We start from the raw sequence: 19,872 nt of genomic DNA, 5'->3' as shown, positions 1-19,872 counted from the left end.
TCCGTTCGCAGGCGGTCTTCATGTTGGCCAGGGCCTGGGGATGCCGGAACCCGTTGTCGTAGTTGAGGGCCAGGGTGTTAAGACCGAGCACCTTGACGGCGTAATAAAGGACATAACTGCTGTCCCGTCCGCCGCTCAGCGTGACCAGACAGTCGTAACGGCTGCCTTTTCGCGACGTCAGCAGCCGGTGAAGGGCGTCCTCTCCTTTGGTCGCCGGTTTCTGATAACCGGTGCACAGGTGGCACTCGCCTTTTTCGTTAAATTGGATACCGGGATAGCTTTCCGGCAGGATGCATGTGCTGCAGCGACGGACTGTATCGGTTGTTTTCATTTTTTCTGTTATCCTCTTGCGGCCGTCAGTTCTTTGTGATCTCTCCGGTTGATGGAGATCAGGGCGACACTGAAGCCAAAGACCAGCCAGCCCATTTCCTGGCCGATCACGGGAACGCCTGAAAACTCAACGGCGTATCCGACAAAGGCGGTGGTGAGGCCCAGCGCCATTATTTTTATGTCCGGATGCGACGGCTTGAAGTAGGCGTCCAGAAGGCCCAGCATCACGGTCGCCATAAATGCCAGAAGGATGATCAGGCCGACCGTTCCGTTTTCAACCCAGACCTGAAGATAGGAGTTGTGCAGCCATCCCATCATGGCGCGGGACAGCCGCGGGTATCCTTCCAGGTAATTGAAATATTCCACCATGTAATTGCCGGTGCCGACGCCGAGGACGGGATGATCGCGGACCATTTCCAGAGCCTGAAGGTTGGTGTCGAGCCGCCAGCTCCAGGAGATGCTGCCCTTGAGCTGGAGCCGTTCCACGGTCGGCAGATTCGGCATCAGGGAAGATCCCAGAAAGACGGCGATAACCGATAAGACGGAGACGGCCCACAGCAGATATTTATGCGGGTGTTTCATGAGCAGGAGAAAGACGCCCATGGCGCACCCCAGAGCGGCCCAGCCTGTTCTGGCGCCGGTTCCGATCAGGTTGATCAGATAGGCCAGCAGCAGAATGGCCATGATGGCCCGGAGGCTTCTGGTGCGGCCGTACAGTGCCCATGGCATGGCCAACCCGATAAAGATAATGAGGGCATGGGCATAAAATCCGGCGTCGCTGTATAGACCCTGAACCCGTTCTCCGCCGCCGTATGTTTTTTGAAGGCCTGAGGTTTTGGCGCTCTGTTTGGTAAAGCGGAACTGGTGCCGGTAGCTTTCCTTGAAAAAGGCGTCGCCGGTGGCGGCTTCATACAGCCCGGCGCCCGTCGTCAGCAGGCTGCCCAGCAGAAGGGCGATAATGGCCGCCTTCAGCGCTTGCCGGCGGATAATGATGCCGACGATAAGAAAATAGAGGAGGGCGGTTTTTATTCGCAGGGATAGCTCCTGGATGGTGTCCGGTTCGATATAACGGGTGAACATGAGCGACATGAACGTTATGACCAGAAAGGCCAGCATCAGCAGGGTGGCTTTGTCATGGAACAGGAAGATCAGGGCGGTGTCGTCTTTTTCGATGAGGATACGGGTGATCCAGATTACAAACGTCAACCCGATGAAGATTTTGGCCGGCGTCAGGCTTTCGGAACCGGTTATTTCCGTTCCCAGGCGGAAGAGGGGGATGGTGAACAGCACCGCGTATAGGCTGACCTCCTGCAATACGGTCAGTCGGGATAAGGCTGGTCGCCTGGACGGGGTCGTATCCATTTTGTCCATTTCTCCTGCTATGTTATTGTGGGCCAAAGGCAAAGACACTCGCCTCTCCTCTGCTGACGTTGATATAAACCGTTCCATCCCGGTCGATGGCCGGGGACCCCCAGGCAAACCCCTTGAACGGATATTCCCACAGTTTTTCACCTTTTTTGTTCAGGGCGAAGAGGAAATAGTCGCCAAGAGCTCCCTGGGGCACGGGCTGAATGGAGGTGGTGCTGAAAAACACGTTTCCATCGTTGTCGATGGCCGGAGAAGCGGTGATGCCGTAGTCGACCGCGAACTTCCATTGCAAATCCGCCTTTTCTCCGGCGTCCTTGACGGCGTAAAGATGGCCCTGCGGAGGGCGTTCTGATCCCACCCTGGCGGGATGGTTGTGGGAACCGAAATAAAGAGTACCGTCCGGCCCGATCCCCGGCCCGGAGGTGATTCGGTTCTCGGTGATTTCGTAATTCCATTTTAAGGTTCCGTCGGGATGGAAGGCATACAGCCTGGCCTTGTCCTTATCCCCGAAGGAACCGACATAAATCGTGCCGTCATCACCGATAGCCGGAGGAGAACAGAGGGCCTGAATCTTGGTTCGGCCTTTTCCCGGATATCGCCATTTTAAGGTACCATCGGGATTGACGGCATAGAGATAACCGCGGTTGGAGGGACAATAGGCGGCGGCATACAGGGTACCGTCATTTCCCACGGCCGGCGAACCGAAGAACACCTGACGGCCGGAAGGAGAGTCGTGAGAAGGGTCAAACGTCCACTTGAGTTTGCCGGTGCGCACATCCAGGGCATAAATTTTACCCCATTCCTGCGCTTTTACGCCTTTGATCCCGTAGGCGTCGATGACTTTCTTCAGGGCCGGCACCCGGCCCAGGGCGTCGATAGTCTGTGGTTTGTAAACATTACCGAAATGACTTAACAGGTAGAGGGCGTTGTCCGGTCCCAGAACCGGCGACGGGATGAACTGTTCATTGTCGTCATGCCGCAGGGCGTTAAAGGCGTCTTCAGCGGCAAAGTCCCACAAGAGCTGTCCGCTCCGGTTCACGGCGTAAACATGGCCGTCGTCTTTGCCGTAGATGATCATTCCGTCGGAAGTCAGTAAGGGGCCGGATTCGATCATGCAGATCATGGGACTTCCCCGGCCGCTGTCATGCTGCCATTTTTTCCTGCCGTCAGGGGAAAATGCCATCAGCATGCCGGAGTGGCCCCGGGTGTTGTCCATGGGAAAATTTTCATTCTGGGCCGTGCCGGCGTATATCGTCCCGTCGCTGCCGATGGAGACGGAGGAGGTAAATCCGCCGATTCCGCCCGGGCTGGGAAATCGCCATTTCGGGCCTGCCGGCGGAGAGGTCAGTCCCCGAAAGGGACTGCGGCAGGTGTGACGCCGGTCATGGCCGTACATGGGCCAGGGGCCGTCATCCATTGACACGTTCCTGTCGGCGGGAAGCGGCGGTGGGGGAGCGGTCTCAGGTGCCGGCCGCTGCTCCTGCGGTCCGATGCCGGCAAGCTGAATTTCGGCCTTCTTCAAAAGATCGATAAACCGCGAGCCGTCGCCGTCCTGCCGCGCCTGCCGGATCTGGGCCATGGTCTTTTCCACCTCGGTCATATCATAGCCGGCCGCTTTTTTCTGCTGGTAGATCGTCCGCAATTCTTCGACTTTCAATTCGACCGGTCCTTTGGCCGGGGGATGCGTATTTGAAAAAGCCATGGCACAGAATGGAATGAACAGAACGATCAGTAATATACGGCATAACGTTTTACCCATAATGTTTCACTCTTTTTTTCGCTTTTACATACCAGGCAAAGGACCCCCGGGCGCAGGCGCTGATGCTGAGCCGGGCGGTCTTCTCGTCCGTTATGGCGATGTAATCCAGCAATTGCCGTTTGAGGCGATACCGGTCGTCCTTCAACCTGAACAGACCGTCACCGCCGCCGATACCTGCCTTGTATCCGGCGTCCCGGATGGCCGCGGCGACCTCATCGTTTTGAGCCCCCTGGGGACAGCAGAAAAAATCAATCGGCTGCCCCAGACCTTCCTCCAGGACCTTTTTGGAGGCAATGACTTCCCGGTGAAGCTCATCGGGCGCGAGATCGGTCAGCGGCCGGTGCGAACAGCCGTGGCTCTGAATATCGATACCGGATGCGGTCAGTTCGCGGATTTCCTTCCAGTCAAGCATGGGAACCGGATCCAATCCGTAATGTGCGTACCAGTTGGCTTTTCCCCCGATGTAGTGGGTGGGGACAAAGACCGTGGCCGAAAATCCGCAGCGGCGAAGAACCGGCCAGGCCGAGGTGTAAAAATCTTTCAGACCGTCGTCAAAGGTCAGGACAGCGGTTTTCTCCGGCAGCCTCCCTTCCTTATCGACAAAAGAGATAAAGTGTTTGAAAGACACCCCCTGGTACCCGGCATCCTTCAGCCAGGACATCTGTACGTCGAACATCTTTGGGGAGATGGTGATATTGGAATCATCATCAGCCACTGAATGATAGCCGAGAACAGGAGTGCCTCGCGGAGGAAACAGCCGCCCCAGGCCCAGACAGACACGTAATCCCGTATCTTTGATCCGTTTTCTCATAATCGTCTGTTCCACCCGGTTACCAGTCCCGGATACATTCAAGTTCAAGGCACGCTTTGGGAAACTGGTGCTTGAGCAGCAGTTTCCGCCACCGGTTCATTTGGTCTCCCCGCCACACCTTCGCAAAACCGTCTTTCAACACATTGCCCATGTGGGTGATTTCCAGCAGGCAGCAGGGCGTCAGGTTCCCCTCGACGTCAATAAACGCCATGATAAATGGCTGTTTGCACTCCTGAACCCGGGGGGACGCGGAGATGAAGAGGATCTTCTTTTGTTCACAACTGGCTTTTAATTCCCTGACCAATGTTTTGAACTCTTTTTTCTGATCCGGTGTCAGGGTGCTTTCCGGCATATCCACATACACATACGGCAGGGACGGCAGCAGGCGGAGGGTATGCACCCCGATTTCGGCGCAGAGATCCGGGATGCGGTGGACGGTTTCCCAGTTGTATTGTGACACCGTGGTCGTGACATGAATAGGGATGTCGGAAATCCTGCGGAAGTCGGTTATATTGTCTTTTAACTGCTGCAGCGATATTCCCCGAACCGCCTTGAACCCCTCTTCGTCCGCGCCGTCTATACTGATGCGAATCTCATCCAGTTCCGAATCGGCCAGGGCCTGGGCCATTTTACCGCGGAGAAGGGTGCCATTGGTGTTCAGGGTGATATACGGCACGCCTTTTTGCGCGCAGTAATGGATCATGCGGGGTAGATCCGGGGCCATCAGGGGCTCGCCCCGTCCAAACAGATAAATCTGATAAAGATGGCCGATCCAGGAGTCCATGATCTGTTTAAAGGTGTCAAAGGTCATATGGCTGGCTTTCTGCCCCAGCTTTTCCAGCTCCCGTTCCCGCGGGCACATTTTGCATTTGAGGTTGCAGGCATTGGTCACTTCGATCTGCAGGAGAAAAGGATAATTATAACAGTACGCCGAGGCCCGCCGGTCAAGGAGAACGGTTTCGATCCACTTCAGGGCGCCCAGGGGATTTCTCATGACCACGTAAGGGAACTGCCGGGTGAGTTTCCCCATCCGGACAAGTTTTTTGGCTCTTTCCCTTCTTCTGATCAATTGTCTGTCCGTGCTTTGCATAACGGATACTTCCTTAGGAATTAGATCGTTTCTTTGCCTTCCAGTATTTCTCTGATCATCGCCGGCAGGGGTTTTCTACGCAAATCAAACAGCCTTTTCTTCTCGGTGCCGGTCAGCCCGAAGACCAGGACCAGGGAAAAGAAAAAAAGGAAAACAAAGCCGATCTGGCCGGCGATCAGCATGACGGAAGCGTCATCCGGCAGGCACGCTTTTATCAGCCAGCAGACCCCGGCGGTGATGGACGCCAGCATCAGTAATTTGACGTAACGGATACTGAAGGGGTGTAATTTCAGCAGGAAATAGATCTGCGCCAGGGCCACGAATCCGGCCAGGGCCAGGGTGACGGCGCTGGCCCAGGCCGCGCCGTTTATACCATAGCGGGACACCAGCAGAATCATCAGCGGAATATTGATGACGACGGCGCCGACGGCATCCGCCACCATCCAGCGCTGGTTTCCGGTCATCATCAGCATATAACCAACGGAACCGACCGACAGGTTGAGGAACTGACCGCAGGTAAGGATGATCAGTGCTTCTCGTCCTTCCGTGAATCCCGGTCCGAAAAGCATCAGAATCTCTTTTGGAAACAGGAGAGTCATGACCAGTACCGGCAGTCCCAGGATGATGATCCACTGGGTGGCGGTTTTAAAAGCCCGGTTCAACTGTTCGTAATGGTTGCCGCTGTAAAGGTGGGAAATGACCGGGCCCAGAATGACGTTCAGGGAAAGCATGAGAATACCGATGGCCATGGCGGTTCGTTTGGCGGCAAAGTACACGCCGAGCTGCTCCGAAGACGTCATGACTCCCAGGATGATCAGATCGCTCCAGGTGGTGAAGAAAATAAGAATGTTGGTGGCGTAAGCCGCCCCCAGAAAGGACAGGAATCGACGGCGGTCGGCCAACGGCTCGGTGAGGCCGCTGAACGGGGAAAGATGCCGGATCAGCAGGGCATATCCGAAACCGGCCGAGATGACCACGCTGAGCAGGTAGGAGAGAGACAGGTTCCGCAGCCCCCCGCCGGTCACCATGACGGCCGCGGCCAGCGCCAGACTCATGGCCGGCAGAAAAATTTTTCGCACAAACACATACGGGAAAACAATTTTATACCCGCGTATGGCCGTGACGGAAACGGTCATCAGGGCAAAGACCGGGACGGCCAGGCTGATATAACCCATGACCACGGCCAGTTCAGGTTTATGAAAGATGCGTTCCGCCAGGATGTCCTTGAGCAGATAACAGGCGCATCCAAGGACAACGCCGGCGCCGATGGCGATCAGGAAACTGATCCGGATAACCGTACGGGTCTGGCTCTCCTCACCGGAGGTGGCATGCAGACCGATGAAGCGCATGAGGGTGTCTTCCACGCCGCTTAAGACAAACAGGCAGATCAAATTGAAGATCGTCATCCCCAGAAAGAAGTTGCCGTAGTCGCCGCTGCCGAGAAACCGGGCAATGAGAATGCCGTAAGCATAGGTCAGGATGATGTGGCCTGCTTCACCGGTGAAAGACAGACCGGTGCCTCTGGCTAACGAGCCCAGGTTTTTGCTTGCTTTCGTCGGTGCTTTTTCCGGCACTGAAATGGCGGCTGTTTCCACGGTATCCAGCTATTTCAAATGTTATATAAATCCGGCAGGCCAACGGCTGTCGGTCCCGTTATCGCGGGCGTTAGCCCGGGTTAATTCATCAAGTCCTTATATACATCCAGCAGGCGGGCGGTGACCGATGGCAGGGAATACCGTTCCGAAATAGTCGCCTGCGCCCGGGCGCCAAGGTCCCGGGCCTGGGCGGGATATGACAGCAGGCGGGTCATGGCTTCCGCCAGACAATCAACGTCATCGGACGGGCACAGCCATCCATTTACTCCGTGCTCGACGATTTCCGGGACGCCGCCCACGTCGGTGGCGATGACGGGTTTGCCCGAGGCCATGGCTTCCATCAGGGCGATGGGATTGGTTTCCGATCGGGAACAGAGCACAAACAGGTCCATCATGCCCACCAGGCGGAAGACGTCATTCCGGAAACCGGTGAAGATGAAACGGTCTTTCAGACCGGCCGCGACCGTCTGCTGTTCCAGCGTGTCGCGCAGCGGGCCCTCGCCGATGATCAGGAACACGGCCGGGATCTTTTGCCCCAGCACCTTTGCCGCCGCCTCAATATACAGGTTAAAGTTTTTGACTTCCACCAGCCGGCCTACCATTCCGACCACCTTCATCTCCGTCGGTATGCCCAGTTCCCGTCGACAGGCGTCGATATCCGGCGCGGTCAGCCGGGTTTTATCCAGGTTGATGGCATTGGGGATGGTGACCATCCTGGACGGTTTGATCCCGAAGCGGACCAGGAGACGCTGCAAATCATCGGAAGGCGTGATCATCCGGTCGGATAGTTTCCCCATCAAGATGTCCCCCCGGAAAAACAGATCCGTCATGAAGGGCAGTCGAAAACTGCCCAGCGCCTCCTTGCGGGTATGGTGAAGGGTGGTGACGATGCCTTTCACCCCGGTTATTTTTCCCGCCAGGCGGCCATACAGATTGCCGCTGACCAGATGGGTGTGGATGATGTCAATCCGCTGCTCCCGGATCAGGTCGATCAGCCCTTTGAGAGGCCGGATATCGCCGCGGAAGCGCCGGGGAAAAACATGCACCGCCATGCCGAGACGCCGCGCTTCATCCGCCAGACGACCTTCCGTGAATACGGCCAGACGAACGCCGGCATCTTTTTCCTTAAGTCCTTCCAGCAGGGTTAAAACATGCCTTTCGCCGCCGCCCATCAGGGCGCCCCTGGTTACCTGCAGAATATTCATGGCCGACTCAATCCGCGGAAAATGCGGCTAACCCCGGGAGAAGCGTTTTTGCAGGAAGGCACTCCAGTTTCCCCGGGCCGCCTTTTCCTTTGGTTCGTACAACCGGATGGAGCCGAGCAGACGGATTCCCAGTTTATTCTCTACCTGGTCGCCGATCCAGAACGATTCGTTGAGCAGTTCCAGGAAAAAGGCCAGAAGGATTGCCAGCAGAATACTGCCGGGGATTCCCGCGCCCAGTCCGTAATCCCACATGGGGTAATCCGCCTCTATGTTTTTACCGAGTTTCGGGGTATCGATCACCCGCAGGTCAAGCCCGCCCAGATTGGAAACGCTTTGCACCTTCAGTTCATCGTGCTTTTTTCCCAGTTGATTGAACAGATCTTCCTTGAGCTGGGCTTCCCGCTCCAGTCGCCTGAGTTCCAGCCCCTTTCTCTCCAGGTCTCTGATTTCTTCCTTGACGGTTGCTCCGACGGTCAGGTAGTGCGCTTTTTCAGCCCGAAGCGCGTCGATATCGACCTTGAGCAGAATGATGCTTTTTTGCAGATCCTGATAGGCCTGAATGGAGGTCAGCGACTGCTTCTGTTCATTCAATTCTCTTTTTCCGGATTCAAGCTTGGACTCCTGTGACGCCAGCTCGGCGGTGATGGTGATCAGCTTTTTTTCGACCGTATCCAGCTCGCTTAACTTGATACCTTTCTGGGTTTCGATATCGCTGATATGCCATTTCTCCTTGAACGCCTGGACCTCGTCTTCCGCCTGGGCCAGCTGGATTTTTACCTTATCCAGTTCTTCCCGTGTAAAGTTGAATCCATATCCGGCGGCGTTCTGTTCCATGGACACGCTCTGCTCGATGATCTGGTTGGTCAGGGCTTTAACAATGGCTTCGGCCTCCTGCGGCGACTCATCCCAGATAGTGAGGATGATGGTGTCGGATTCGGGCACCAGATCGATTTCGGTCATGTCTTCGATGAAATTATTGACGGCCATGGACACGTAGTCTTTTTCCGCCTCCGGTTCGTATTCCCCGGTGAAAAGATACTTGATCCATTTATAAGGAACCTTTACGCATTGCTCGCCGAAATCTTTGGTCCCCCTGAGAACATACATGGTGTATTCCCGGAAATCCTCCGGCTCTTCTCTCTTGCGCCGCAGCTTTTCATCCAGCTGGAACTGTTTGACAATATTGCGGGCGACGTTATGGCTGGTGGCGATTTCGATGAAATTATTGGCCGGGATCGTGTTGGTGACGCTGGCCGGCTGGGTATACAGATCACGGAAAAGAATCAGTTCCTGGCTCACGTTCGACCGCACCACGATTTTGGAGCTGGCCTTATACAGCGGCGTGCAGTAATAAAGGCCGATGGTCGTGCCGATGATGCCGATGATTGAAGTGATAATGATCAGCCATTTTCTTTTGAAGAGCACATAGTAGAAATAGTACTTGAACTCTTCCTGGGCCTGCTTTACGGGAGACAACTGGCTGAAATTACATTCGTTTGTAGATGAATTTTGGGACCACATATCTCCGTCCATTGAGCACCCCGCCTAAAATATTTGCGTTGATGGATTTAAGACTGTCCTTGACTTTTTTTACCGCCGCCCGCCTGGTGCTTTCCGCCAGAATGACCAGGACGACACCGTCCGCCAGCGGCGAGAGCATGAGGGTGTCCGGGTAAATATTCACCGGAGAGGAATCATATACCACCCAGTCAAAGCCGTCTTCGATGGCCTGTTTGGTCTCCGGAGTAATGCCGGACAGGATATCCAGTTTGTTCTCGCCGGGCGGGAAAAAACCCGCGGTGATGATTCTGATGTTAGGGAAAGTGGTGTCCTTGATGACTTCGGGGACACGTTTTCTGCCGATCGCCAGGTCGATGAAACCGTGCTGCTGTTCCAGGCCGAACCAGGCATGAAGAATCGGTTGGCGGACATTGGTGTCCACCAGCAGAACCCTGTCTTTTTCCCCGAGCCCGATGGACAGCGCCAGATTGGCCGCCACGGTCGAGGTGCCCTCTTTCCGGTTGGCACTGGTGACCATGATCGATTTCAGATTCCGGTCACGTTTTTGCAGGATGTTGACCTTGATCCGGGTCACTTCATCCAGCAAGGCCTGATTGATTTTCATGGTTTTGCCCTTTTATTAAATTGATTGCCGTGAACCCATCTATACCCCAGATAGCGGATCATCATAAAGCGCAGGATGCTGCGAATGTGTTTGTAGGTCATGATGTTCAGGCTGGCGGCGCTTTGCCGCTGGTAAATATGCGTTATATCACTTTCGGGAATATAAAGCACATCCCATCCTTTTTTCCGCGCCCGCCAGCAGTATTCCACGTCTTCGTAAAGATAGAAGAAGCCGTCGTCCAGAAGGCCGATGTCCAGCAGGGCTTCCTGCCGGATGATGTGGCAGGCGCCCATGAGCCAGTCCACCCGGCGCAGCTGGTTGTGGTCCCAGTCCATCATCAGATGGCCCCGGACAAAAGGTGATTGCGGAAACCGTTTTCCCAGGGGGGTCCCGCGGAATAAAATGGTCAGCGGGGTTTGAAACGTCCGACAGGACAATTGCAGGCTGCCGTCGGGGTTGAGCAGCCGGGGGCCGCCCACCCCGGCCCGGGGATGCCGGTCCATGGTTTCCACCAGGATTTCAAATGCCCGGGGGTGGATGATGGTATCGACGTCCAGAACGATGACATAGCGGGAATCGACCCGTTCCAGGCATTTGTTGCGCGCTCGGGCTACTCCCTCGTTGACCGGGTTGCGGATATAGGTGAATTCCGGGAATTCCGTTGTCATGATTTCAGTTGTCCGGTCCACGGAGCCGTTGTCCACCACCACCACGTCGTAGGTGACGCCGGTAACATTCTTGACGATGGACTGCAGGCAGTCCCGCAGCAGTCTTTCCGCGTTCCAGGTGGCGATACCGATGGTGATGTCTTTCATGCCGTCAGCCTGTCATATGTGGTGAGGAGGTTTTTTCGCATCAGGTCCCAGTTGAATTGCTCCCGGACGGCCCGCGTCCCGTTTAATCCCATTTGTTTCCGGCGCGCCGGCTGGCTCATCATGGCCTCCATGGCGTCGGCCACTTCGGCCGGATTCTGTTCGTCCACGACCAGGCCGCAGTCGTATTGGGCGACGATTTCCTTCAACCCGCCCATGTCCGAAACGATCACCGGCACGCCGAAAGCCAGGGAATCAAAGAATTTGGTCGGGGTGATGTTCTGAAACCACAGGGAGCGCCGGTATACCATGATGGAAATATCGATCCGTCCGTATAGCCGGGGCATTTCAGCGGAATCAAAAGCGCCCAGAACGGTCACGTTCTCTTCCATCCCTCTGATCAGGCGGTTAAACTCATCCTGAAAGGCTTCGAAGACCCGGCCCGCCAGAAAAAGCTGCACGTTCCGGGTCCGTTCCAGGAGAACCCGGAATCCGGCCATGATTTCCTCGATGCCGTTGTCCCGGTAAATGCTGCCGATGCGGCCGATCACCGTTTTCCCGTTGCGCGTGGGTTCGGGAGCAAAGCCCTCAATCATGTCCAGCCGGGGATAGCTGCCGATCAGGGAGACAGAAGGATGCCCCATGCTCCGGTACTTCCGCACCTGATAGTTGTTATGGACAAAAACAGTATCGGCCCGGTTGACCAGGCGTTTCTCAAGAAAGGATACCGCGCCGCGCAGTCCGGCCGGGTAAAGGGCATAATAATCCGGCTCGCAGCTGTCAAAGATCAGGGGTGCTTTTTTGATGGTTTTTAGGCAGATGGCCAGCGGCAGCAGTTGTAAATTATGGCAGTGGATCATATCGAACCGCCGGTTGCCGAGATGGGAAACCACCCTGGCCGCGAATCGCAGGAAGTTGGGCAGGCTTTTTGCGCCGGAAGTGTCCGGAGCGGCCACGTGAATCCGCTCAATGTGAATACCGTCCCGGGTTTCAGCGGGCCGGCTTTTGCCCGACCGATCCCAGCCCAGGACCGTCACCTCATAGCCGCTGTCGACCAGTGCCCTGGCTTCATTGTAAGCCCGCAGATAACGGCCCTGGTAAGGCTCAAAACTCATGGAAAACAGGATCAGGACTTTTTTCATTATTCCAGGTATCCCAGTCCCCGCAACCGGTCCTTCAACGCGGTCTCTTCATCAGCGGAGTAATCCATTTCATCCGCCGGCACCCCTGAAAAATCCCGATTGGCGATTTCCACGGGATGGTGATTGAAAAAAGTTTCTTCAAACATTTCCGGCCGGATTTTACCCTCCAGGAAGCCCGGGACGGGCAGGTCGTTGAGGTAAACCGCCGCGGCGGTCACATCCACGATGTCCAGGCCGGTGACCGTGGTGTTTTTCCGGATGCCTTCCCCCCTGGCCATGAAAACGCCCATGGGCCGGTGATCGCCGTTATTGGCGATAAACTCCCTGGTGGGATATTGCGGGTAGATCGGCTTTCCCTGCCGGCCGTAGCGCAACCCGGCAATCGGTTCGTCTTCTTTCCAGCGGATGAGCAGGTCCGGGGCGTTGCCCGTCCGGGGACCGGTGTAGCATTCCCGGCGGTCCCTGACCCATTCGATGACCTTGCGGCCGCTGTTTACATCGACACCGTTTTCCAGCAGTTTTGTCTTCAGGTCCGCGATAACGTCATCATACCGGTTTTCCGTCACGCCGGTGGGAGAAAGATCGGCCGTGTTCAGCCAGATGACGGGCATGACGTTGTCCCCGTAGGCAATGGTTTTTTCCCAGTCGATGGCCGCAAAGAAGACCCGGGACTGGACCTTGCTGATCAGGCCGGGTACCAGGCTGAAGAGCCGCTCCTTCATGCGGCGGCTCATCAGTTTTTCCAGGGTCTGATACCCGAAGCGCATGGTTTTGGATATCAGCGAGCCGCCCCCTTTCTGTTTGAATTTCAGAAAGCCCGCTTCCTCCAGCCATTGATTGAGGCAGCCGTTGCCGTGCTGCCTGAAGCCGAAACCGTGATCGGACATGACCAGTACCCGGCAGTCATTACCGGCCTGGTCCAGTATTTTACCGACCTCCTGATCGATTTCCCGGTAAACATTGAAAACCGTGTCCCTGAATGCCGATCCGGGCTGTTCCATGTATTCCCAGAAGCAGTGCTGAACCGGATCGGTCTCCCGGAAAACCGCCACCGTTGTGTCCCAGTCGTATTTTTTCATCAGATACCGGACCGCCTTGCCGCGTTGCCGGACGGCTTCGATGATCTTATCGGCGGCCTCCTGAATCTGTCCGTTTACGACCAGGCTGATGACCCCCGGCTCCTGAATATAGGGGCCGTTCTCCCGTTCGATTTCATCCAGCAGGCCGGGCGGGAAGGTGAACCCCGGGCTGTTCTTGCCGGGCGCGTCCAGGCCGCTGATCAGGCAGCCGTTCACTTTTTCGGCCGGGTAGGTCATGGGCACGTTGACCACGATGACGGTCCGGTTATTGTCAGACAGATATTTCCAGAAGGAAATGCCGTCCCGGGACGAGGTTTTTGTAAAACGGATGTCGTGGCTCAAGGGAACGCGTTCATAGAACTCGAAGATGCCGTGCCGGCCGGGATTGACACCGGTGACAAAGCTGCTCCAGGCGGCGGCGCTGCGCTGGTTGGGTACGGAATTCAATTCTCCGGTGACCCCGTTTTCCATTATTTTACGGAAATTCGGCAGCCGGCCATCCGCCATCCAGGGGAACATCAACCCCGGCGTGGCACCGTCGATGCCGATAACGATTAATTTTGACATGGCTTATGGCCTTAGGAAGAGTTTATATCATCCAACCGGTCAGGCAGCTCCTGAAGTCCCGAAAACGGCCGGAACGGTCTTGATCAGAATCATTAGATCCAGCCCGAGCGACCACTGGTCGATATACTGCATGTCCAGCTCCATCCATTGCTCAAAAGGAATATTGCTTCGTCCTTTGATCTGCCAGAGGCAGGTGATGCCCGGGCGGACGCTGAACCGCCGCCGATGCCAGTCCTGATCAAAACCTTCGTAGTCCCGAACGGGCAGGGGGCGGGGACCGACCAGGCTCATGTCCCCCATGATCACATTGACCAGCTGGGGCAGTTCGTCAACACTGGTTTTGCGTAAAAACCTGCCGACCGACGTGATTCGCGGGTCATCCTTGATTTTAAAGACAGGTCCGCTGACTTCGTTTAATTCCTCCAACTCGCTTATTTTCTGCTCCGCGTCTTTGACCATGGTCCTGAATTTGTAGAGCCTGAACCGCCGCTTGTTCAGGCCGACCCTGTCCTGGACAAAGAATACCGGACCGGGGGAATTGATTTTAATCAGCAGGGCGGCAGCCGCGAAAACCGGCAAACAGGCCAGAACAATCAGGGAGGATACGGAGACGTCAAAGAACCTCTTGGCGAACATGGGCCATTTGCCGGTCATCCCGCCGGTGAAAAAGGTGATCATCAGTTCCCCGTCAAACCATTCCGTTTTGGATTTGGCGAATTTGAGGTCAAACAGGGTCGGCAGAAAGTGGACTTTCAATCCTTGCTCCTCGCAGTGACAAACAATCCGAAAAGCCTGGTCGTAATAGGATTTCATGGGCAGGCAGATCATGACCTCATCCACCACATTATTGCGGATAAACTCGGGAAAACTGTCCAGGTCAGCGACGATCCGCGGATTGCCGCCGGCGATGTCCGCCGTGCCTTTCCATTTATCGTCCACAAATCCGACAATGGCGTAGCCCATCTCTTTTTTTGTTTTCAGGCGGTTGGCAAATTCGATGGCCCGGTTATTGGTGCCGACGATCAGCATGAAACGCAGGTTATGACCGCGCAGGCGGGCCAGCGACAGCACGTAACGCATGACCAGTCGGCTGACAATCGTCAGGCTGGTCACGGAAAACCAGAAGACCACAATAAAATCAATGCTTAGAACCCTTTTCTCCAGCACAAACAGGGCCAGCAGCAGGATGGACGTGCCCGCGGTCGTGGCTTTGAGAACCTCGAAAATTTCACGCCACCGGGATAATAATCGTCTTGAATAGTAAAGTTTGTTGAACAAGAAGATGATATGCCAGGTCAGGGAAAAAACCAGGAGAAACGCCAGCGAGACGTTCCTGTTTTCCAGGAACAGGAAGTTGTCCAGCGGAGGCGGGAAAAGCGGCGCCGGGAGGCGGTGAACGCCCAGGGCCAGGCTGAAAGCAAACAGCATCAGCGCAAGATCAAAGATCTTGAATATCAGCAGGAGCAGTTGTCGTCTGAAAGAAGTCATTGGTTGTGCAATAAAAGGGTTGCCGGCGCAATATCAGTCAACATATCCGTCCGGATGACGCTGATGCCATTCCCAGGCCGTGGCAATAATATCGCGCAGTTTGGTAAATTCCGGTTTCCAGCCGAGTTCCGTGAGGGCTTTCTCGCTGGAACTGATCAGTTCCGCCGGGTCCCCAGCCCTTCGTTTGGCGATTGTCGCCGGGATCGGTTGGCCGGTCACTTCCCGGGCGGTATCAATTACTTCCCGGACCGAATAGCCGCCGCCGTTGCCCAGGTTGTATATGGCGCTGGACCGGCCGTCCATGAGCCGTACCAGTGCCAGCAGATGCGCCCGGGCCAGATCGTCAATATGAATATAATCGCGGACACAGGTGCCGTCCCGGGTGGGATAATCGTCTCCGAAGATATGGATGTTCTCCCGGCGGCCCAGGGCGGTTTGCAGTACAAGCGGGATCAGGTGCGGCTCCGGTTGGTGGTCCTCGCCGATCCGGCCTTCCGGATCGGCGCCGGCCGCGTTGAAATAGCGCAGGGAAACATAACGCAACCCGTGAACGGCGTCCATGTCTTTGAGAATCTGTTCGATCATCAGTTTGGATCGGCCGTAGGGGTTGATGGGATTCTGGACATGGGTTTCAGTTATGGGCAGTTCCACCGGTTCTCCATAGGTGGCGCAGGAGGAAGAAAAAATGATACTGGTGACATGGTGCCGGCACATGGCATCCAGCAGGCAGGTGGTGGCGGCAACATTGTTGCGGTAGTATTTGAGGGGGTCCCGCACGGATTCATTAACATAACAGGAGGCGGCAAAATGCATTACGGCCGCTGGTCGATGCCGGGTAAAGATGTCATCAAGCAGCGCCGTATCTTCCAGCGACCCTTCGAAAAGGGGGCCCCATTGTACCGCCTGGCGGTGACCCGTTACCAGGCTGTCGATGGCAACCGGCTGATACCCTATTTTTTTTAAATGCTTGCAGGTTGCGGAGCCGATATAACCGGCACCCCCGGTAACCAGAATTTCCGACATTGATTTCCCCTGTTATCCGCTTGCTTCCAAGTCCCCCATGCTACGGCCTTAATTTTAAAAAGCATATTATTTTTCTGACCCGCTGGGAAGCTATATTTTAAGTACGCCCGCTTGTCAGCAAAAAACGGCGACAAATTTTGTATCATTTGAGTCATTATTTGTCAAATTTTTTAAAATGTTAGTTTTTCAAAATGGTTATTGCGACGCATGATTTAATTGTTGTCTTCCCGGATTTTTTCAGGCAAAATATAAAGATTTATTATTGGTTTTAGACCGTTAAACGAGTGCTGACCGCAATAGGACAAGACAGAGTATGGATAAAGAAAAGTCCAGAGACGCCGGCCTGGCCCTGGTGCTGATCCTGCTGCTGGCCGCCTGGGTGGGTGCCGGTATCCATCATCCGCTGATCGCGGTGGCCGCCGCAGGCGTTCTGATCTGCATGACCGCTCCCCGGTTATTTGCCCCCTTTGCCGTTTTCTGGTTCGGGTTGTCCCGGATTCTGGGCGCGGTAGTTTCCCGTATCGTACTCTCGGCGGTCTACCTGCTGGTGGTTGTTCCCGTGGCGATGATGCGGCGGTTGGCCGGAAAGGATACCATGCGATTGAAGCAGTGGAAGAAAGATGATGGTTCGGTGTTTGTCGAACGCAACCATCTGTATACCCGGGAGGACGTGAGGCATCCTTATTAGCTTTACCGAAAGGCAAGTGCCATGGAGTTTCTTAAAGATTTGTGGGGTTTTTTAAATAAGCGAAAGAAATACTGGTTGTTGCCGATTATCCTGGTGCTTCTGTTTTTCGGTACGCTGATTGTTCTGACCAGCGGTACCGCGGTGGCGCCGTTTGTGTACACCCTTTTTTAAAAAACAGCCGGCATGCCTGAACACATTCTCGGTATTTCAGCCTATTACCATGACAGCGCGGCTGTCCTCCTGACGGACGGCGATATCGTGGCCGCCGTACAGGAAGAACGGTTTACGCGCAAAAAGCATGACCCTTCGTTTCCGCGCAAGGCGGTGAGGTATGCCCTTGACGAGGGCGGTGTCCGGATCGAGGACCTGTCGGCCATCAGTTTCTACGATAAACCTTACCTGAAGTTCGAGCGGCTCCTGGAGACGTATCATGCTTTCGCCCCCCGGGGGCTGGTCAGTTTTCTGGAAAGCGTACCGGTCTGGGTCAAGGAAAAACTGTTTATGAAGAAAATGCTCTGGGACGAGCTGGAGGCCGTAGCCGGGAATCCCATCCGGAAAAGGCCGCCGTTGCTGTTCCCCGAGCATCATCTGTCTCATGCGGCCAGCGCCTTTTACGCTTCGCCGTTTGATGAGGCCGCCGTGCTGACGGTTGACGGCGTGGGTGAATGGGCCACGGCCACCATCTGTTCCGCCGGAGCGGAGGGCATTAAGGTCCTTAAGGAGCTTTGCTTTCCCCATTCGGTGGGATTGCTGTATTCCGCTTTTACCTGTTATTGCGGTTTCAAAGTCAACAGCGGCGAGTACAAACTGATGGGGTTGGCTCCCTACGGGAACCCCGGCAGTGAGCGGTGCCGCCGGTTTCAGCAGGCCATCGAAACTTATCTGGTGGATATCCGGGAGGACGGTTCGATCCTTCTGAATCTGGACTTTTTTGATTATGCCACCGGCCTGCGCATGTGTGCTGATAAAAAATGGGAGAAAATTTTCGGCCTGCCCCGGCGGGTCCCGGAGGGTCCCCTTTCCCAGCCATACATGGACTTGGCCCTGGCGATTCAGCGGGTGATCGAGGAAATTGTCCTGCGGCTGGCCGGAACCGCCCGGAAACTGACCGGCAGTGACAACCTGGTCATGGCCGGGGGGGTGGCGTTGAACTGCGTGGCCAACGGCCGGCTGCTCAAGGCCCGGATTTTTGATCGTATCTGGATCCAGCCCGCGGCCGGAGATGCCGGCGGCGCCCTGGGCGCCGCCTATGCCGCTGCCTGCATCGGCAACGACCACCGTCTCCTGCCCGCAGTTGACGGGGGGGACCGGATGAAGGGGGCTTACCTGGGGCCGGAATTTACGGCGTCCGATGTCCGGAAAATGGCCCGGCGGTACGGGGCGGCGTATGATCATTTCCCGGATGTGAACATGCTCTGCCGCGGAATAGCTTCCCTGCTGGCAGAAGGCAGGGTGGTCGGCTGGTTTCAGGGACGGATGGAATGGGGGCCGCGGGCTCTTGGCAACCGCAGTATCATCGGTGATCCCCGGCAGCCGGACATGCAGAAGAAGATGAACCTGAAAATAAAATACCGGGAGGGCTTCCGGCCGTTCGCGCCCTCGGTGCTGGCCGAAGACGTCGGAGAATACTTCGATCTGGACACGCCTTCGCCGTATATGCTGCTGGTGGCGCCGGTACGGGAAAACCGCCGTCGCCCGTTGCCGGAAGGGTATCATGATCTGGAGCTGTATGACCGTCTTTACCATCAGCGTTCGGATATCCCGGCGGTCACGCATGTGGATTTTTCCGCCCGCGTCCAGACCGTTCATCGGGAGACCAATGACCGGTACTGGCGGCTGCTCAGCGCCTTTAAGGACTTGACCGGCTGCGGCGTGGTTGTCAACACCAGCTTCAATGTCCGGGGCGAGCCGATTGTCTGCACCCCGGAAGACGCTTACCGGTGCTTTATGCGGACGGAAATGGATTTTCTGGCGATCAACGAGTTTGTGTTCAATAAACAGGCGCAGCCAGTATTTCCCGAGAAAGGTGACTGGCGGCAGGATTATCAACTGGATTGAGGAGGTATCAAAAGCGAGTTCTATGTTAAAACGTGATTACCGGACCCGAGAGGAGATTCTGGGGTTTTTTGAAAATTTAGGCGTTATCTACCTTAGCCGGACGAGGATCGACTGGGAACCCCTGATGCAAATGAATTTGCGCAAGAGCCCTTATTATATTGAAAACAGAAAAGAGTTCGATTATCTTGCCCGTCGGTACGGCGCTGATATCGATCGGGCAGCCATCGCGCCTATTTATATCAGCAGGATCGATAAAACCATCGGCTATGGGGTTTTTGCCGACAACGACATCCGGGAGGGCGACTTTATCGGTGAATACACCGGCGTGGTGCAGATTTCGGGAAAGCACACCCGTTGCTTCAAGGCCGATAGTGGACATGAATCGGATTACAGCTGGTACTATCTGGACAAGCTGGATAAGGCGCCTCCGCTTGAAATCAATGGCCGCCTGGAAGGCAACGAGATGCGTTTTGTCAACCACGGCCAGGAACCCAACCTGCTGGTGGAGCATACCCTCTATCGTGGCCAGTGGGTGCTTTTTTTTATTGCCTCCCGGGATATAAAAAAAGACGAGCAGCTGCTCATCAGTTACGGAGAGGCCTACTGGGACGAAGAATACCGCGATCGTCAGGCAATATAAGGACGTCTGCCGTTTGGAGGCCCGGGCTCCGGGTGAATGAAGCGAGATATCTGCGCCAACGGCGGGCATTATTTGAAAACAGATGCCGGCGG

General features: G+C 55.6%; 18 protein-coding genes. 4 read left to right on the top strand and 14 right to left on the bottom strand.

The window, feature by feature from the left end; all coding sequences use genetic code 11:
* From AB1724_16660 to galE, 14 genes are all read right to left on the bottom strand, one after another.
* Positions 1-331, bottom strand: a 331-nt coding sequence (locus tag AB1724_16660; protein MEW6079440.1) for a hypothetical protein, incomplete at its 3' end; no start/stop codon positions are given.
* Positions 332-339: 8 nt separating this feature from the next.
* Positions 340-1,692 (bottom strand): O-antigen ligase family protein, encoded by a 1,353-nt coding sequence (locus tag AB1724_16655; protein MEW6079439.1) that lies wholly within the window; start codon positions 1,690-1,692, stop codon positions 340-342.
* A gap of 22 nt (positions 1,693-1,714) precedes the next feature.
* On the bottom strand, positions 1,715-3,457 hold the full coding sequence (locus AB1724_16650) for a PQQ-binding-like beta-propeller repeat protein (GenBank protein ID MEW6079438.1): 1,743 nt from the start codon (positions 3,455-3,457) through the stop codon (positions 1,715-1,717).
* Positions 3,450-4,268: a polysaccharide deacetylase family protein gene (locus AB1724_16645; protein ID MEW6079437.1), complete on the bottom strand. Its 819-nt coding sequence runs from the start codon at positions 4,266-4,268 to the stop codon at positions 3,450-3,452. The genes AB1724_16650 and AB1724_16645 overlap by 8 nt, the downstream gene beginning before the upstream one ends.
* 19 nt (positions 4,269-4,287) lie before the next feature.
* Complete coding sequence (locus AB1724_16640; GenBank protein ID MEW6079436.1) at positions 4,288-5,358, bottom strand: radical SAM protein; 1,071 nt, start codon at positions 5,356-5,358, stop codon at positions 4,288-4,290.
* Between the two features lie 20 nt (positions 5,359-5,378).
* Complete coding sequence (locus AB1724_16635) at positions 5,379-6,953, bottom strand: flippase (GenBank protein MEW6079435.1); 1,575 nt, start codon at positions 6,951-6,953, stop codon at positions 5,379-5,381.
* 80 nt (positions 6,954-7,033) lie between these two features.
* Positions 7,034-8,158 carry a glycosyltransferase gene (locus AB1724_16630; protein ID MEW6079434.1) on the bottom strand — a complete coding sequence of 375 codons (1,125 nt, stop codon included), beginning with the start codon at positions 8,156-8,158 and terminating at the stop codon, positions 7,034-7,036.
* Positions 8,159-8,185: 27 nt separating this feature from the next.
* Positions 8,186-9,691, bottom strand: a complete 1,506-nt coding sequence (locus tag AB1724_16625; GenBank protein MEW6079433.1) for a Wzz/FepE/Etk N-terminal domain-containing protein — start codon at positions 9,689-9,691, stop codon at positions 8,186-8,188.
* Positions 9,645-10,283 carry a CpsD/CapB family tyrosine-protein kinase gene (locus tag AB1724_16620; protein MEW6079432.1) on the bottom strand — a complete coding sequence of 213 codons (639 nt, stop codon included), beginning with the start codon at positions 10,281-10,283 and terminating at the stop codon, positions 9,645-9,647. The genes AB1724_16625 and AB1724_16620 overlap by 47 nt, the downstream gene beginning before the upstream one ends.
* Entirely contained in the window at positions 10,280-11,098 is an 819-nt protein-coding gene (locus AB1724_16615; protein MEW6079431.1) for a glycosyltransferase family 2 protein, read from the bottom strand. Before AB1724_16615 ends, AB1724_16620 begins: the two co-directional genes overlap by 4 nt.
* Entirely contained in the window at positions 11,095-12,237 is a 1,143-nt protein-coding gene (locus tag AB1724_16610) for a glycosyltransferase family 4 protein (protein ID MEW6079430.1), read from the bottom strand. Before AB1724_16610 ends, AB1724_16615 begins: the two co-directional genes overlap by 4 nt.
* On the bottom strand, positions 12,237-13,883 hold the full coding sequence (locus AB1724_16605; protein ID MEW6079429.1) for an alkaline phosphatase family protein: 1,647 nt from the start codon (positions 13,881-13,883) through the stop codon (positions 12,237-12,239). The genes AB1724_16610 and AB1724_16605 overlap by 1 nt, the downstream gene beginning before the upstream one ends.
* 39 nt (positions 13,884-13,922) lie before the next feature.
* Positions 13,923-15,371 carry a sugar transferase gene (locus AB1724_16600; GenBank protein ID MEW6079428.1) on the bottom strand — a complete coding sequence of 483 codons (1,449 nt, stop codon included), beginning with the start codon at positions 15,369-15,371 and terminating at the stop codon, positions 13,923-13,925.
* Positions 15,372-15,404: 33 nt separating this feature from the next.
* Entirely contained in the window at positions 15,405-16,394 is a 990-nt protein-coding gene (galE, locus tag AB1724_16595) for a UDP-glucose 4-epimerase GalE (protein ID MEW6079427.1), read from the bottom strand.
* Between the two features lie 313 nt (positions 16,395-16,707).
* Here galE and AB1724_16590 point away from each other — a divergent pair, with 313 nt between their 5' ends.
* From AB1724_16590 to AB1724_16575, 4 genes are read left to right on the top strand one after another with little or no spacing between them, the layout of a single operon-like run.
* The gene (locus tag AB1724_16590; GenBank protein MEW6079426.1) at positions 16,708-17,082 is read left to right on the top strand and encodes an SxtJ family membrane protein; all 375 of its coding nucleotides are present in this window, start codon (positions 16,708-16,710) and stop codon (positions 17,080-17,082) included.
* A gap of 21 nt (positions 17,083-17,103) precedes the next feature.
* Positions 17,104-17,253, top strand: a complete 150-nt coding sequence (locus tag AB1724_16585) for a DUF5989 family protein (protein ID MEW6079425.1) — start codon at positions 17,104-17,106, stop codon at positions 17,251-17,253.
* 12 nt (positions 17,254-17,265) lie between these two features.
* Positions 17,266-19,140: a carbamoyltransferase gene (locus AB1724_16580; protein ID MEW6079424.1), complete on the top strand. Its 1,875-nt coding sequence runs from the start codon at positions 17,266-17,268 to the stop codon at positions 19,138-19,140.
* A 22-nt stretch (positions 19,141-19,162) separates the two neighbouring features.
* Complete coding sequence (locus tag AB1724_16575; GenBank protein ID MEW6079423.1) at positions 19,163-19,780, top strand: SET domain-containing protein-lysine N-methyltransferase; 618 nt, start codon at positions 19,163-19,165, stop codon at positions 19,778-19,780.
* The last annotated feature ends 92 nt before the right edge of the window (positions 19,781-19,872 follow it).

It is taken from the genome of Thermodesulfobacteriota bacterium, assembly GCA_040753795.1.
Classification (GTDB): Bacteria; Desulfobacterota; Desulfobacteria; order Desulfobacterales; family Desulfosudaceae; genus JBFMDX01.
Note: the sequence above shows the minus strand (reverse complement) of the source record. Positions and strands in the feature narration are given on the sequence as shown.

Bases quoted from the DNA above. Each gene is read 5' to 3' on its own strand.
- AB1724_16655 (MEW6079439.1), bottom strand. From the start codon at position 1,692: ATGGATACGACCCCGTCCAGGCGACCAGCCTTATCCCGACTGACCGTA.
- AB1724_16650 (MEW6079438.1), bottom strand. From the start codon at position 3,457: ATGGGTAAAACGTTATGCCGTATATTACTGATCGTTCTGTTCATTCCA.
- AB1724_16645 (MEW6079437.1), bottom strand. From the start codon at position 4,268: ATGAGAAAACGGATCAAAGATACGGGATTACGTGTCTGTCTGGGCCTG.
- AB1724_16640 (MEW6079436.1), bottom strand. From the start codon at position 5,358: ATGCAAAGCACGGACAGACAATTGATCAGAAGAAGGGAAAGAGCCAAA.
- AB1724_16630 (MEW6079434.1), bottom strand. From the start codon at position 8,158: ATGAATATTCTGCAGGTAACCAGGGGCGCCCTGATGGGCGGCGGCGAA.
- AB1724_16625 (MEW6079433.1), bottom strand. From the start codon at position 9,691: ATGGACGGAGATATGTGGTCCCAAAATTCATCTACAAACGAATGTAAT.
- AB1724_16620 (MEW6079432.1), bottom strand. From the start codon at position 10,283: ATGAAAATCAATCAGGCCTTGCTGGATGAAGTGACCCGGATCAAGGTC.
- AB1724_16615 (MEW6079431.1), bottom strand. From the start codon at position 11,098: ATGAAAGACATCACCATCGGTATCGCCACCTGGAACGCGGAAAGACTG.
- AB1724_16610 (MEW6079430.1), bottom strand. From the start codon at position 12,237: ATGAAAAAAGTCCTGATCCTGTTTTCCATGAGTTTTGAGCCTTACCAG.
- AB1724_16605 (MEW6079429.1), bottom strand. From the start codon at position 13,883: ATGTCAAAATTAATCGTTATCGGCATCGACGGTGCCACGCCGGGGTTG.
- AB1724_16600 (MEW6079428.1), bottom strand. From the start codon at position 15,371: ATGACTTCTTTCAGACGACAACTGCTCCTGCTGATATTCAAGATCTTT.
- galE (MEW6079427.1), bottom strand. From the start codon at position 16,394: ATGTCGGAAATTCTGGTTACCGGGGGTGCCGGTTATATCGGCTCCGCA.
- AB1724_16590 (MEW6079426.1), top strand. From the start codon at position 16,708: ATGGATAAAGAAAAGTCCAGAGACGCCGGCCTGGCCCTGGTGCTGATC.
- AB1724_16585 (MEW6079425.1), top strand. From the start codon at position 17,104: ATGGAGTTTCTTAAAGATTTGTGGGGTTTTTTAAATAAGCGAAAGAAA.
- AB1724_16580 (MEW6079424.1), top strand. From the start codon at position 17,266: ATGCCTGAACACATTCTCGGTATTTCAGCCTATTACCATGACAGCGCG.
- AB1724_16575 (MEW6079423.1), top strand. From the start codon at position 19,163: ATGTTAAAACGTGATTACCGGACCCGAGAGGAGATTCTGGGGTTTTTT.